The organism is Bradyrhizobium manausense (assembly GCF_018130615.1).
Lineage (GTDB): Bacteria > Pseudomonadota > Alphaproteobacteria > Rhizobiales > Xanthobacteraceae > Bradyrhizobium > Bradyrhizobium manausense_A.
Genome location: NZ_JAFCKB010000006.1, coordinates 98,650 through 113,045, shown reverse-complemented (window position 1 = coordinate 113,045; position 14,396 = coordinate 98,650). Strand labels below are relative to the sequence as shown.

Here is a 14,396-nt window from a genome sequence, read left to right as displayed (position 1 = left end):
TGACATGTCGCCCCGAGCTCCCCGACTAAGTTTCGAACCGGTAGAGGCGGGCCGGATTGTCCGAGAGGATCGCCTGGCGGGCACCGGGATCAGGGGCCCAGCCCAAGAGAAGATCAAGGAGGTCGGCGTCGTCGGGCATGGCCTCGGCCGCCTCGGTCGGATGCGGCCAATCTGATCCCCACAGCAGACGCTCGGTTCCTTGCGCAACCAGCGCTTGGGCGATCGGCGCAACATCCTTGTAGTCAGGTCCGCTGCCGTGGGCGATGTGGTAGGCGCCGGAGAGCTTCACATAAACGTTGTCGCGCGCCGCGGTACGTAGCAGCGACCTGACGGCCGGGTGCTCGATCGGCAGCGGCCGGGCGTATCGACCCATATGGTCGATCACCACTGTGCAAGGCAACCGTGCGATCAGATCCTCATGATCGGGAAACTCCAGTCCGTCGAACTGAATCTGGAGATGCCAGCCGGTGCCGCGGATGCGCTCGGCCATGAACGGCACGTCCAACCATTCGGTGACGCTGCCCCGCATCTGGTGATAGCGCAGCCCGCGCGCGCCGCTCTGCCAGAACTGCTCCAGCTCGCTGTCGGTCACGGCGGGCGGCACCGTCACGACCGCCCGCGCGTTGCCGCCGATTGCGGCCACCGAATCGAGCGTGCAACGATTATCGAAGCCGTAGGTGACCGGCTGCACGATGACCGTTCGTTGCAGGCCGAGACGCGCCTGCACCTTGCGATAGTCGTCAACGCTAGAATCGGACGGGAAGAGCCAGGCCTTCGAGGATGCCGGATACGCCCTATTATAGATGTGCATATGCGTGTCGCAGGCGCCGGCCGGCGTCTTTAGATCTGGATTTTGTCCTGGCAAATCGTTCGACATCTTGAAAGGACCCATCGATCGGCGCGGAATACGCGGCTCAGTTCATGAAGTTGTCGCGCAGGGTTTCGCTCTCGTAGTCGGTGCGGAAGATGCCCCTGGCCTGCAGCAGTGGCACGACCTCGTCTACGAAATTCTCGATGCTCCGAATGTTGGTCGTCGGCGTCACATTGAAGCCGTGACAGCCGCTCGTGCGCCAGAGATGCTCGAGTTGGTCCGCCACCTGCTTGGGGGTACCGACAAGCTGCGGCATGCCCGCCGTCGCGCCGAAGACGCGTGCGGCGTCGCGCGCCGTCGCATTGCCATCGCCGGTCATGTTGGCCAGCGCCATCAGCATGCCGCGCGAGGCGTCCGTCGTGTTGGAGGCCAACGGGCGATCGAGGTCGATCTTGCTGAAATCGATGCCGAGCGTACCGGACATCCTGCTGAGTGCGGCATCGAGCGGAATGCGCTCGAAGATCTCGGCCTGGCGACGCTTCGCCTCGGCCTCGGTCCCGCCGAGCAGGCATTGAATGCCGAAGATCACCTTCGGCGGCTCTGTGCGGCCTTGGGAGATCGACGAGTCATTCAGCTTGTCGACGAAGGCCTTCATCGCCTCTTCTCTCGCCTGGATCGAAAAGACCACGTCGCTGTGCTTGAGCGCGAATTCCTGACCGCGTCCGGACGATCCGGCCTGGAACAGCACCGGACGTCCCTGCGCCGATGGCAGGGTCGGCGGAACGGTGTGGCAGCGGTAGTGAGCCCCCGCGAAATCGACGACGGAGATTTTCGTGGGATCAGCGAATTCACCCGTCTGCCGGTTTGCCAGGATCGCGCCGGGCTGGACCCCATTCCACAATGCGTGGCAGATCTCCATGTATTCATCGGCCTGATCGTAGCGACGGTCGTGCTCGATCTGATCGAGGCCAAGGGCACGATGCTCTCCGCGTAAATGGCCCGAAACGATATTCCAGCCGACGCGCCCGCCGCTCAGATAATCCAACGTCGAGAGACGGCGCACGGTGTGGTAGGGATGCGTTCCCGCCGTCGACAGCGTGACGGCGAGCCCGAGATGCTTCGTCTCGGCCAGCATCACGCCGAGTAACGCCATCGGATCGTGACAGGGCCATGTGACGCCGTAGCGGACATAGTCCTCGAAACTGTCCTTGTAACGCTCCATTCCCCCCGGCGTATCGGCGAAGAAGGCTGCGTCGAACCGCCCTCGCTCGAGCGTGCGCGCAAGACGCTTCCAGTGCTCGAACAAACGCAAGCCTTCGACACGATCGTCCTCGGGGTCGGCCCAGCTCAGCGCCGTATGGTTGATCGGGCTATGCATGTAGAAACCGATCAGATGCATGCGTTTGGTCACGTCGTTCCTCGCTGGAGTTTTCTGAATTGATCCGGTGGCTCGCAACCCCTGCTAGTTTCGTCCCATGCGTCGATCGAGGAGGTCGACGAGGCTATCAGGTCCGGCCTTGTCGACGTCGATCCAGCCGAGCTGTCCCATCAGAAGACTGACCTCCTGGCGCATGATGTCGAACACCTTGCAGGCCCCCGCCTCGCCCGCCGCCGCAACACCGAACATCGCTGGCCTGCCGAGGAAAGCGGCCTTGGCACCAAGGCACAGCGCTTTCGCAACGTCGCTGCCGCGGCGAAAGCCGCTGTCGATCAACAGCTCCATGCGGCCGCCGACCACATCGGCAATTGCTGGCAGCACGTCGATCGATCCGGGCGCGCTGTCGAGCTGTCGCCCGCCATGGTTGGACACCATCACACCGTCGGCGCCGAGCTCGAGACATTTCAGCGCGTCGGCCGGATGCATCACGCCCTTCACGACGAGCGGGCCGTCCCAGGCCTTGCGAACCTGCTCCAAAATCGACCAGGTTTGCGCGGGCGCGGGCGTCTGCTCGCCATAGAGATCGGCAACCGAGTTGGCGTTGGCGCCTTCGGCAGCATAGGGCCGCCAGTTCTCCATCATGGGAATGCCGCCCTTGGTGAGATACCGATAAGTCCAGCCCGGCCGGCTCAATCCCTGCGCGATCACCGACGGTGTCATCTTCATAGGCCGACGGAATCCGTTGCGCACGTTGCGCTCGCGCTTGCCCATCACCGGTGTGTCGATGGTCATCAGCAACACGCGCACGCCGAGCGACTTGGCGCGCCGGACAAGATCGAGCGTTATGCGCGGGTCGCGCGTGCCATAGATCTGGAACCACGTCGTCTTGGGCGCGTGCGCCATTGCCGCCTCGATGGAATCGCAACTCGCGCTCGACATGATGTAGGGGATGTCAAAACGCGCGGCGGCGCGTGCGATCATGAGATCTGCGCCGGGGCGAAAGAAGCCCGCGATGCCCATCGGCGAGACGCCGAACGGGCTCGCATAGTCGTACCCGAACAGCTTGACCGTCTGACGGCGCTTCTCGATGTCGACGAGATAGCGCGGCAGCAGCTTGTAGCGATCGAACGCGGCACGATTTCGCTCGAGCGCCACCTCACTATCCACACCGCCATCAATGAAGTCGAACGCAATGCGTGGTAGACTCTTGCGCGCCAGAATTCTGATATCGTCGAAATTGATTGCTTGATCGAGCCGCATGATGACTTGCTGGTTGAGCGATCCGTGTCGTCATTATTCGACGATCGGATCGCAGGAGAGAATTGGCCAAATTTTGATACTGACTATCAGTCGACGTGATGATCCGTCGCGCGATCTCACGTTGAGCAAAGCGAAGCGGCACGGCAGTGAAGGCGCGCGCGTTCGTACGCGCCATGCGAGGCCGCGCAGTCATTCAGTAGCGCCCTGGCCCGTCACCCCATGCGGGTCGGCAGAAACAACGCGAGCTCCGGCCAGATCGCGAGCATGAAAAGAAGAATCAACATGATCAGATGGAACGGGACCGTTCCCATCACGACCTCGCTGAGCTTGCCGTCCCAGATGCTCTGAATGACGAAGAGATTGATCCCGATCGGCGGAGATATCTGGCCGAGCTCGATGAACATCACGAGCATCACACCGAACCATATCGGATCGACGCCGTACTGGGCGAGAATAGGATAGAGCAACGGCACCGTGATCACGATCATGCCCAGGCTCTCAACGAGACAGCCGAGGACGGTGTAGAGCACGAAGATCGCCAGGAAGAATTCGACCTTGCTCAGATGCAGCCCGACCACGAAGGCAGTGACGTCATCGCCGACGCCTGCATAGCTGATCGCATAGGAGAACAGGAAGGCCGCGTAGACGATGAACAGGATGTTTCCGACGACCTCGACCGTCCGATGCATGGCGGCGACGAATTTCGGCCATGTCAGCTCGCCCCAGATTGCTGAGATCGCGATTCCGAACAGGCACCCGATGGCTGCCGCCTCGGTCGGCGTGGCGAGTCCTGAATAGATGCTGCCGAGGATGACTCCGATGAGGACCGCAAATGGCAGAACGTCGGTGAGAGCGCCGAGGACTCCCGCGACGCTCCTTGTCAGCACCTCGACCGGCGCTGCACTCGGCTTGATGGTCGTGTAGACAGCAATGTAGATCATGAACATGGCGGTCAGGATCAGGCCCGGGATCACCCCCGCCATGAACAGCTTGGCGACCGATGTCTCGCTGAAGGTCCCGTAGACGATCATCGCGATGCTCGGTGGAAACAGGATGCCGAGCGTGCCTCCGGCCGCCAGCGAACCCGCGGAGAGCCTACGATCGTACTTCCGCTGACCGAGCTGAGGCAGCGCGACGCTGCCGATTGAGGCGGCGGTCGCGATGCTCGATCCGCTGATGGCGGCAAACACCGCGCATCCCGCAATGTTGGTTTGCAGGAGGCCGCCGGGAATGCGGGCGACCAGCACCGACAGACCGCGATAGATCCTGAAGCTCAATCCGCTCTTCTGCAGGATTTCCGCGAGCAGGATGAACAGTGGAATTGCGGTCAACGTGAAGCTGTCCATGCTGCCCCAGCTGACCAGACCCAGGCCGTTGAACGCATCGAAGCCGTTCTGCATGAAGAGGTAGACGGCTGCGGGAATGGCAATGGCGAAAGGCACCTGCATGCCCAAACCAAGGAGCGACAGGAACACCGTAAAGGCGACGATAAGTTGAAGACCCGGACTCATTGGCTACGGCTCCGCCATCCAACGGCACTGAGCCAACGAACGTCCGCCCAAAGCGATTTCACCAAGGAGTAGCAGAGGGCCGCGATTCCAAGCGGCATGCTCAGTTGCGGAATCCATAGCGGGGTCCCGAGAAGGGTTGCGGCGAAATCGCCCCCCTCCCAGCTCCGCAGCACGAGGCGCGTGAGCTGCCAGAGCAGAAGCAGGCAGAAGGCCAGCGAAATCGCGTCAAAGATCAGCTTGCGTAGCGCATGGCCGCGCTCACCGAGCCGACCGTCAATGAATTCGACCTTATGAAAGGCGCCGCTCACGAAGCATGTCGACAGGCTCAGGAACGAGACGCCGACGAGAAGATATCCGCCGAGTTCGTCCGCCGATTGTAGCGAGAGGCCGAGCACGTTCCTCAGAAAGACCTCGCTTGCGACCATGAGGATCATGGAGACGATGGCGAACTCGCAAAGCCAGCGACAAAGCCGTTCGACCCAGCCTTCCGGAGGCTGCGAACGACCGGGAGCGGCGACGCCTCCGGCATCGTCGAGCGGCGGGGTTTTGGAAGACGACGCCATGTCCTTCAACGCCCCAGAGCCTTGCGGACCCTGCTCAAGAGTTCGATCGCTTCAGCTCCCTGGCCCTTCGCCCAGTCGTCGTAGTAGGGCTTGATCCGCTGTTCGGCGTCCTCGACATCAGCCGCAGACGGCATAGTTTCCGTCATTTGCGAAGCCAATTTCTGCGTAAGTTCGTGATCCTCGGCAGCCATTGCCTTCGTCGTCTTGTCCGTGATCTCGCGGATCGTGTCCTTTACCGTCGCCTGCACGGACGGAGACAATTTGTCCCATGCGCGCTTGTTCACCAGGAGAAGCGAGCTGACATAGCCGAGATTGAGCCGGTAGTTGTATTTGAAGAGATCACGCCAGACATAGCCATAGCCCGAGCTTGCCGTAATCGCGCCGTCGACGACGCCACGATCGAGCGCAGCGGGCACTTCCGCAGTCCCCAGTGTCACCGGAGATCCGCCCAATCGCTTGATGAACTCTCCCTGATCGGGCGAGATCACTCGGATCTTTTGACCCTGGATGTCCTTCAGTGACCTGAGCTCCTTGCGCGACCAGATCACCTGCTCCGGAAATACGTATTCGCCGACCACGACGATGCCGCGCTTGGCATAGGCCTCACTCAGCGCGGGCGCGAGGATGGCCGACACCTTCTCGTATTCCGCCGGATTGTGAACGAGCATGGGCAGGCGGACGACGGCGCCGACCGGCACGCTACCGAGAAAGAAGGCATCGTCGCCCAATTGAACGATGTTGTCAGCGACAGCCTGGGTGATGTCGGTCGCTTTGATTTGCAGTGTGCCGCCCAGATGCAGCTTGACCGTCAGTTCGCCATTCGTCCGCTTGCCGATCTCGTCGAACAGTTCCGCCAGGCCCTTGGCTGCAGTCACGGTGGCGACTGAGTTGTAGGTGTAGGCGTTCCACGTCTGGCCCGCCGAACTCGGCGACGCCTGCGTCCCCAGGCCACACATCCCCAGCAGGCCGGCTGCGGCAAAGGCCGCATGACGTCGTCTCAGCATTCGGACTTCCTCCCCCAACGGTCCATGTTTCTTGTATTGCCGGGACGTGTTCGCCCCTGGTGTTGCGTTGCGACAAAGGCGGTCGCCCGGCCAAAGCGCTACTGAGTTTTGTTAGCACATGGCCATCCAGCTCGATTGGGCATTTTCCTGATGAGATCCATCGGCACGAATGATGGATCGCCCTAGCGAAATGCCATCCAGTTCGATGACCAGAGGACTAGCCCGATTCGTATCTTGCGGCCCGCGCATGCCCGGGAACGATGGTCGTGTCGTCTCCAATTTCATGGTGAAGGCGCTGCGCGGCGAGCCGATCACGATTTATGGCGGCGGCACGCAGATACGGAGTTTCTGGCTTCGTCGACGATCTCGTGCGCGGCACCGCAGGCCCGCCCCGCCGCGCGCAGCCGGCTGCGCCCCATCCCGCCCCGTTAGGCCCTCTGAGCCTGGGGCGTGCTATAGTCCAGGCTTCGTCGACGGCGGATCAATCCCATTCGATCTGGTAATCCGAGTGTCCTCGAATCAAGGATAGAGCGTGCAAGTTACGTTAGCTATGCTGGACGTTCTGGCCAAGTGTCGCGACGGGCGCGCCACTCTTGAGGTGCTTGTCCGGGAGGTGACTTCCGCCGAGGGGCAAGTGAGGGCAAGGCGATTTCTGGAATTCGACAACATCGATGCGCTTCCGGCCGGCCTCGTCATCGAGGAGAATGATGGCCTTAGAATCACCGAGACCGGCCGTGCCGTCTTGCGAGCTATCGAAGACCTCGGAGAATCCTCCTCCGGAAAAAATTCCCTTGCACGCTTGCCTTCGCTCAAGAAGATCGACGATCTGATCGGCACGGAGATGCGCCAGAAGATATTCAACCTGGATCTGCAACCTCGCAGCGGCGGCGCAGATTTCGAGCCGGCGGACGATCAGGCAACCATTGATCTAGACGACGCCGGGCAACCTGATCGGATTGTTGAGCAACCTGCCGATGAGCCGACGAATTCAGACGCGCTCGAAACTTTCCCCGCAACACATACGCCGCCGGCCTGGACTCATGCACCGCCGGTCTCGACGGTAGATTTTGGCAAGCTCAAAGCGACCTCCGACACGGCGCCTTCCGCCAGATATATCCCGCTGGCGTCCAGCATGAAGCGTTTTGGCAGCATTCTGAGAGGTCACATCGAGCAAGAGCCCCCCCATGTCGGCAACGTCTCCGGTGGCGGAACAAGCGGTCTCGTCCTTTCGATACTCGCGCTGCTCGGGATAATCCTCTGCGCCGGAGCGTACATCGCCGTCACACAGATCAAATCGCTAAAGTCGGAGATCTCGACCCTTGAGCGGCAACTCGAGTCACTCAAGAAGCAGGCGGCCAACTCCGAGCCGCGGCAGAAAGCCAGCGCGGATCAGAAGATCCCGCCGCCGGTCGTAGCGGCAGACAACGACAAACTCCCTGCGGAGCGCCGTCCCACTGCGCCGAGCCTCACTCTTTCGCCGGACGAGATCCGGCTCATCCGCGAATACATCAAACCGTCTCCCGTCAAAGGCCCCGCGGCAAAACCAATCAGCGTGGGCGATCCTGTCGTCGTTGGGACCATCCCTCTGCCTTCCCCGGTAACCGACAAAGTGCCGAAGTTGCTGGGTGCGCGCTTCACGATCCAGAACGGTGCGATCATCATCCTTAAGCGCGACAGCCGTCAGGCAGATGCGGTGCTGCAATCGAATTGAACCGCTTGGCTCATCTCTCGGTCTCGAGACAAGCTTTTAACCTGGGTTCATGTCATGATTGGCCTGATTGTTCAGGCGCATTGTCTTGCCCCCCAGTCACAATCTAGGATTGATAGAATTCTGAGCAGCGTTCGGGAGCTATATCCCGCCTTGGCGGCGAAGGAACCATTGCCTTCGCGTCAGTGTTAAGGAAAATTAAGACGTTTCAGCTAAGGAGCTACGGTCCGACAATCTTCGGCACCGGGAGCGTGAAATGAATGGGGCCCACACGGTGAGCGCAGAGCAACTGCACAAGAGGACATCCCTGATTAAGTCACTCCTGTTGTTCTGCGGCTTCTTGCTGGGAGTCGCAGATCTCGCGACCACAAACGAGATTCTTCATCTGGGATTGGGCGAGTTGAACCCGTTCATGCGCCTGGCCCAGGAAACGTTCGGCGCTTGGTGGCTCATTCCCAAGCTCGGTTTGACCGGCATGGTCGTCTGGTTGCTTTGGCATAGCAAGAATGTGCACAATATCGCGCTTGTCGTGGCCTTCCTCTCGACGCCCGTACTGAACAATCTCATCATTATCGCGGGCACGAACTGAGCCAATTGCTGGCCATCTGCCCGCAAGCACGTTCTCATCAAGCCTGACGTCGGCCGCGCAACGCTGCGTTGCACGCGGCACCTCAGAATCAGCGCGGATTATTCTGCTCAGGGCTGATTGTTCGGCGGTCTTTCGATAAATCGCCGGCTACCGTTGAGGAGCTCGAGATTGTTGGCAATAACCGGGTTACCCGGATCGAGCGAATAGGCCTTCTCGAACTTCCGCCGCGCCGCGCTCAGGTTTCCGCGCAGCATGTAGGAATATCCCTGATCGTTGAGAATCTGAACAGTCTCGCCACCCAGCCGGATCGCCTGCGTGTAGGCCTGATCGGCGAGATCGAAGCGGCGCAGCTTGTCATAGCTCGCCGCAAGCCCGATCCAGGCTGTCACGTCCTTCGGCGCCTTCTCGACCGCATCCTTGAAATAGCGTTGAGAGATTCCGTAATTGCCGCGGTTGTATTGCTCCAAGCCCATGCGCACCGGCTCGTCGGAGGGATAATATTTGACATCCGTCGGCTCCTGCACAGGGTCCGCGCCCGGTGGATCCACGGGAGCGACGATCGCCGCTTCCCGGGTCGTGTAGTCGCAAGCCCCAAGGCCGGTCGCCAAACCGCAACAGATCAACGCTGGCGCGAGACGGTGCATTCCTCGCCCCATTCCCCGACTCCAGCGCATCTCTTGCACCCATCGAAATATCATCGCAAAACTACCTACGAGAACACACGCCAGGACCAAAACTGCGGTGAGCGCCAGAACAACGGCGCATCTTCCATTCCAGTCCCTTCCCCCTTCTCCCTCGGCATCACAGCAACGCCGAAAGAACCGAACCCCAGGCGAATACTCAGGATGCCGAGGCTCATCTAACGACTAGGCGCCCCTACTCCGACAGCCACCGATCCTCCGGTCCCCGCACCCAGCCCGGTTGTATTGACGTTCTGAATCGTGGTGACGGGCGGCGGCTGGCCCATGGCCTTCGTCGGATCGCCCATATCGGGAAGCTGATCGACCGGCCGCGTCGTGGTGCCGTAGCGCTTCACAGCCTCGCCCGTACGCCGCGCGTCGTAGGCGATCCTGCGATCGCCGACGTAGGCGGGCCATGGATGAATGGTGTGGGTGACCGCGTTGACCTCTTTGGCATTGCCGGCGCTCATCGTGATCGTGTCGGAACGCTGGACGTAGCGGTCCAACTCGTCATGACCGGCAAGGCCGTAGCAGCCCCCAAGCAGAAGGGGCGCGATCAGAGCGAGATATCTGATGGTCATCTCTCGCCTCCTCTAGTTGAGGGTTTTGACGACCGGCTGATCGACAGCAACGGCCGGCGGCACAACAGGCGCTCGGGCTTCAGGAGCGATGATGTGGCCATAGGGCCCCTTCACCTCGCCACCCGAATTGACATAGTCGTCGTAACGCTTACGGACTTCCATCTGGCCATTGAGGAAGAAATCGACATCGTTCGCCGGCAGGCGCGAGTCGAGCGGCGAGGCCAGTTGCTGCCCGGGGGCCGCCGGCGCGACCAGGCGCGGCGTCACGATGATGACCAGATCCGTTTCTTGCTGCTGGTACGACTTGCTGCTGAACAAGGTTCCGATCACGGGCACCGAACCGATCCACGGCAATTGCGAAACGTCCTGCCGGTTCCGCGTCTGGAGCAGTCCGGCAATCGCAAAGCTCTGGCCGTCGCGCAGCTCAACCGTCGTTCGCGCGTCGCGGCGGGTCAGCGCCGGAATGGTCGTGCCGGCAATGGTCACCGCATTGGAGAAATCGAGTTCGCTGACCGACGGCTCGACGCGAAGGTTGATCACGCCACGCGACAGCACGGTAGGAACGAAAGCCAGCTCAACACCGAATTTCTTGTAGTCGATCGTAACGGTCGGCAATGCGCCGGCTACCGCCGTAGAAGCTATCGGCACCGGAAACTCACCGCCGGCCAGGAAGCGGGCGGCATCCCCTGACAGCGTGGTCAGGTTCGGCTCCGCTAAGCGGCGAGCCAATCCCTTGGTTTCGAGCGCCGAGATCAACAAGTCGACCGAGCCGCCGCTGCTGGTTCGGATGATGCTGGTCAACAGGCTTCCAAACGGGGCCGGGGCTACACCGCCCGCAGCAGTACCAAGAAGCGTACCTACCGTGCCGAGTACTGGCAGGCTGCCCGTCGGGGGAGCCCCGACGGCACCGTTGACGCCACCGATAGGCTGTCGACTGGCCGTCGCCGCGCCAAGTCCCGTATTTCCGACATTGGTCCCGTTGGCGTTCGCCGCATAAAGATTCACGCCCAGTTCGCGCCCGGCGTCCCGGTTGACCTCGAGAAAGCGAACCTCGAGCATCACCTGCTGCGGCGCAGCAACACTCATGGCATTGACGACGATTCCCCCCTCGGGAATGCTGCCTTTTGCAATCGTGAGGGCCCGCTCCGCGACGACTGCATCTGCCGCCACTCCGCTCAGCACCACCTGACCTTGGGATGCCGCCACGCGAATACCGCGCGCGCCGGTGCTGGATTGGATGTTCTGCTGCAGATTGCCGATGTCGACGTTCACCTCGACGTCGAGAATGCCGATCTGCGTCATCGAGCTGTCGAACAGGACGACGTTGGTCGTGCCGGTCTTCTTGCCCTGGACATAGATCAGGTGATCGCTCAGCGACTTCACGTCGATGATATCGGGGGAACCCGCGACAATCGTCGAAAACGCCGTATCGACACGGAAGGTGCGCGACTTATTGACCGTCACCTTGACGCGCTGGACATCGTTCATCTCACTGACGAAGACGCCGCCGGGAGGGCTCCGACGATCAGCCGCGTCCGCAAGAGAGGAGAAACCAAACAGAATCAGCGCGGCCCCCAGACGCACCGTTCCCCAAGGGATACCTCCCCCTCCGGCCTTGTTCAAAAGGCGACCGCCACCCATCGGATTCCCCATTGCCGCGCTCTACGGCCAACCCGCGAAATGCACCCTCGGCGTGCTAACGACTATCCCCCGCAGCACGCCAACGGATCTTACTACTCGGTCCACTATAAATCGTTACTTCGCATTTTCCTTAGCAACACCCCAACGCGCAAATCCAAATCGGCTGCCCCGAGGGGGGCTGGAGTCACCCGCACCAGGCGTCCTTGTTGCCGAGCATGACCCCTCAAACGTCGGGGTTGCAAGGAAAGACCCTGCCACACGCGTCGCATTCGGAGGAAAGTTGCTCGATGTTGCCCAGGAGCATCACCCGCCCCGCCTGCGCACCAAAATCCGCAGCTTGCCCGCAACATATTTCGATAACCTCCAATAGCATTGTCTATTAAATACTATTTAAATTAAATCGCGTCAGACGGGCGATGGTATCTTGGTCGCTGCGCTGGGCGCATTGTCCTCCCATTTCTAGAACGGCACCTGCGTGCTTGCGCTGGGCGCGTTGAATGATGAGCCCCAGATCGGGTTCAACATGGTGAAATTCGGCTGCGACGCCGTAACAATCAACGGAGACGTTGCTGCCGCCGGCACGTTCAGGGTGGGCGTGAGACCGCCGTTGTACAGGAACGGTGCGACGGCCTGTTTAGCTGACGCCGTCGGAAGAGGGTCTCCGCTACAGGTGGGAGTTGTCTTGTTGACCGCGGCGTTGACGTAGCAATCATCGATCATGATCGACCGCGCGCCGGCATTCGCAAGGGCCCGCAGCGATTGCATGGTGATGGCATAGCGGGCGAGATCAAAGACAGAAAACACCAGGGTGAAGAATGCAGCGGCAATGATACAGAACTCGAACGCCGCCACGCCTCTGTTATCCAGCCTTCTCATCACTGCACCAACCGCACGGTCTGTACGTTAGGCCCAGGAGCCCCCCCTCCGAATGATTTGCACCCCGAATTGTCCAGCGACGTGTTACCCGAAAAATTCACTGAGTAAGCGATGACTTGATAGCAACCAGGGTTGGGCGCAGATGAGCTGCTATTCCCTCCATAGTTCAAAGGCGAATTTGGCACATAGACCGTACCGTCGAAATAGCTGGCCGTGCTGCCACTGAGAGTGACGCTCTTGTTCTTCGTAGTTGCTTCGCCATCATAGAGAAGCAGACCAGCCATCAAACTTAAAACGGACGACGAAAAGGGCCCGGCAGGAGACGACATTGCCTTGAGTTGGATCGTCGGCCCTCCATTAATCGTCAGCGTCGCGCTTCCGAACAATATCAGGGTCGCCGTTCCAGTGATCGTCGTCGACGCACCACTTATCGTGACATTTCCATTGAAATAATAGGTGCCGCTTAATGTCGTGCTGTTTAAGGTCTGACTACCCCCATTATAACAAGCGCCTGCCTCATACGATTTCAGACCTGATCCACCACACGACTTGTTGGGGAAATCCGATGTCTTCAGCGCCGTGATCGCTGTATTCACCGAACTGAGCGGATCGGGAATCGGCTGCTGGTACGTTTGCACATTGGTGCATTGACTACCCCCAGTTTGAGAACAGCCTCCCACTGTGTAGCTTGGCGCATTGATGTTGAGACCATTATTGCCCACAAATCCAATCGAATTTGCCGCGGTGCTATTCGATGAGATGCCGCAATCCGGAGAACTCAGCGTCGGGCTGCCCTGGAAGGTGATGGGGTCCTTCAATGCCAGAACGCACGGAGGCTTTGCCAACGCAGACACTCGTGCCACGGCGGTTGCCCCAACGGTGACAGTGGACAAGCCGAGCAGTACCGCGAGAGACGTGTTCTGCTGCTGGGTGACGGTGGCCTGGACGTAATTTCCGCTGACACCATTCCACGACGTTAGCGAAGCGATCGTGACATTTTGAGATGTGCCGGCCGGAAGGCTCCCACCACACGTCGATCCGGAATAGGCGTTGTCGCCCGCGTTACAGAACGAGTTCTGCGAGGCCGCCTGCTTGCCGCGATAAATGTAGCTCTGAGATGAGTCACAACTGGCGCTCGCAGACAACGTGCAAGCCACCGTCAAGCCGCCCGAATAGGCCGCGGCATCGGCGGCATTCTGTGCATGTTGTCTGATGACGTACCAAGACCCTGCTTCAGCCCCCAGCGCGACCGCACCGATGAGCGGCACCAACGCGACGACGGTGGCGAATGCGACCGAACCTCGGCGGGAACGAAGCAAGTCACGCATGGGACACCTTCATTGAAATTGCTCGGTATATGTCAGCGTGAAAGTGCAATTGCCGCTGGCGCACAATACCGAACTCAGCACGATTGGCGCCAACGTAATGCTGGTTGAATAGGAGTAGTACATGGGAGGAACGTTGTTGCCCGCGGAACAAGTGGCATTGCCGTTGCCGCATTTGAGCTGAAAATTGGAAATGGGATAATTTGAATCGGCTTTGGCTGTCGCAGCCGATACCCAACTCGACGGATTGGTGACATCCGGTGGAGGCGAGTACAGGATGGATTGCCCGAAGGCACGCAATGCTTGCCACGCCGATATGTAACGAAAGCCCGCAACAGCAACGTCGGCAAGAGGCAAGAGCAGGCTAATGATTATGAACAAATAGACAATTGGCATCTCAAACGCGACCGTGCCGCGCTGATCTGCAATGAATGAACGTTTACGCCTCATGGGCCCAATCCAGCCGGCC

General features: G+C 60.3%; 14 protein-coding genes and 1 pseudogene. 3 read left to right on the top strand and 12 right to left on the bottom strand.

Annotation, left to right across the window (positions count from 1 at the left end):
* Positions 1-25: 25 nt before the first annotated feature.
* From JQ587_RS13775 to dctP, 6 genes are all read right to left on the bottom strand, one after another.
* A complete protein-coding gene (locus JQ587_RS13775; protein ID WP_212425637.1) occupies positions 26-811 on the bottom strand; it encodes an amidohydrolase family protein in 786 nt (261 codons plus the stop codon).
* 103 nt (positions 812-914) lie between these two features.
* The gene (locus JQ587_RS13770; protein WP_212425636.1) at positions 915-2,222 is read right to left on the bottom strand and encodes an NtaA/DmoA family FMN-dependent monooxygenase; all 1,308 of its coding nucleotides are present in this window, start codon (positions 2,220-2,222) and stop codon (positions 915-917) included.
* 51 nt (positions 2,223-2,273) lie between these two features.
* On the bottom strand, positions 2,274-3,449 hold the full coding sequence (locus JQ587_RS13765; RefSeq protein WP_212425635.1) for an alpha-hydroxy acid oxidase: 1,176 nt from the start codon (positions 3,447-3,449) through the stop codon (positions 2,274-2,276).
* 212 nt (positions 3,450-3,661) lie between these two features.
* Entirely contained in the window at positions 3,662-4,960 is a 1,299-nt protein-coding gene (locus JQ587_RS13760; protein ID WP_212425634.1) for a TRAP transporter large permease, read from the bottom strand.
* The gene (locus JQ587_RS13755; RefSeq protein WP_249154327.1) at positions 4,957-5,523 is read right to left on the bottom strand and encodes a TRAP transporter small permease; all 567 of its coding nucleotides are present in this window, start codon (positions 5,521-5,523) and stop codon (positions 4,957-4,959) included. The genes JQ587_RS13760 and JQ587_RS13755 overlap by 4 nt, the downstream gene beginning before the upstream one ends.
* Positions 5,524-5,528: 5 nt before the next feature.
* On the bottom strand, positions 5,529-6,527 hold the full coding sequence (gene dctP, locus JQ587_RS13750; protein WP_249154314.1) for a TRAP transporter substrate-binding protein DctP: 999 nt from the start codon (positions 6,525-6,527) through the stop codon (positions 5,529-5,531).
* A gap of 226 nt (positions 6,528-6,753) precedes the next feature.
* Between dctP and JQ587_RS36680 the strand changes: the two are divergent.
* From JQ587_RS36680 to JQ587_RS13740, 3 genes and pseudogenes are all read left to right on the top strand, one after another.
* Positions 6,754-6,904: pseudogene (locus tag JQ587_RS36680) on the top strand (NAD-dependent epimerase/dehydratase family protein); the annotation flags it as partial.
* Positions 6,905-7,077: 173 nt separating this feature from the next.
* The gene (locus JQ587_RS13745; RefSeq protein ID WP_212425632.1) at positions 7,078-8,238 is read left to right on the top strand and encodes a hypothetical protein; all 1,161 of its coding nucleotides are present in this window, start codon (positions 7,078-7,080) and stop codon (positions 8,236-8,238) included.
* A gap of 253 nt (positions 8,239-8,491) precedes the next feature.
* Entirely contained in the window at positions 8,492-8,824 is a 333-nt protein-coding gene (locus JQ587_RS13740) for a DUF5658 family protein (protein WP_249154313.1), read from the top strand.
* A gap of 107 nt (positions 8,825-8,931) precedes the next feature.
* Here JQ587_RS13740 and JQ587_RS13735 read toward each other — a convergent pair whose 3' ends face one another.
* The 6 genes from JQ587_RS13735 to JQ587_RS13710 form a co-directional block, all read right to left on the bottom strand.
* The gene (locus JQ587_RS13735) at positions 8,932-9,468 is read right to left on the bottom strand and encodes a tetratricopeptide repeat protein (RefSeq protein WP_212302627.1); all 537 of its coding nucleotides are present in this window, start codon (positions 9,466-9,468) and stop codon (positions 8,932-8,934) included.
* Positions 9,469-9,683: 215 nt separating this feature from the next.
* Positions 9,684-10,085, bottom strand: coding sequence for a hypothetical protein (locus tag JQ587_RS13730; RefSeq protein WP_212302445.1), 402 nt, complete (start codon positions 10,083-10,085; stop codon positions 9,684-9,686).
* Between the two features lie 12 nt (positions 10,086-10,097).
* On the bottom strand, positions 10,098-11,726 hold the full coding sequence (locus JQ587_RS13725; RefSeq protein WP_212425799.1) for a type II and III secretion system protein family protein: 1,629 nt from the start codon (positions 11,724-11,726) through the stop codon (positions 10,098-10,100).
* A gap of 459 nt (positions 11,727-12,185) precedes the next feature.
* The gene (locus JQ587_RS13720) at positions 12,186-12,578 is read right to left on the bottom strand and encodes a TadE/TadG family type IV pilus assembly protein (RefSeq protein ID WP_349629503.1); all 393 of its coding nucleotides are present in this window, start codon (positions 12,576-12,578) and stop codon (positions 12,186-12,188) included.
* Between the two features lie 23 nt (positions 12,579-12,601).
* Complete coding sequence (locus tag JQ587_RS13715; protein WP_212425630.1) at positions 12,602-13,930, bottom strand: pilus assembly protein TadG-related protein; 1,329 nt, start codon at positions 13,928-13,930, stop codon at positions 12,602-12,604.
* A gap of 9 nt (positions 13,931-13,939) precedes the next feature.
* Complete coding sequence (locus JQ587_RS13710; RefSeq protein WP_212425629.1) at positions 13,940-14,377, bottom strand: hypothetical protein; 438 nt, start codon at positions 14,375-14,377, stop codon at positions 13,940-13,942.
* Between the last annotated feature and the right edge of the window lie 19 nt (positions 14,378-14,396).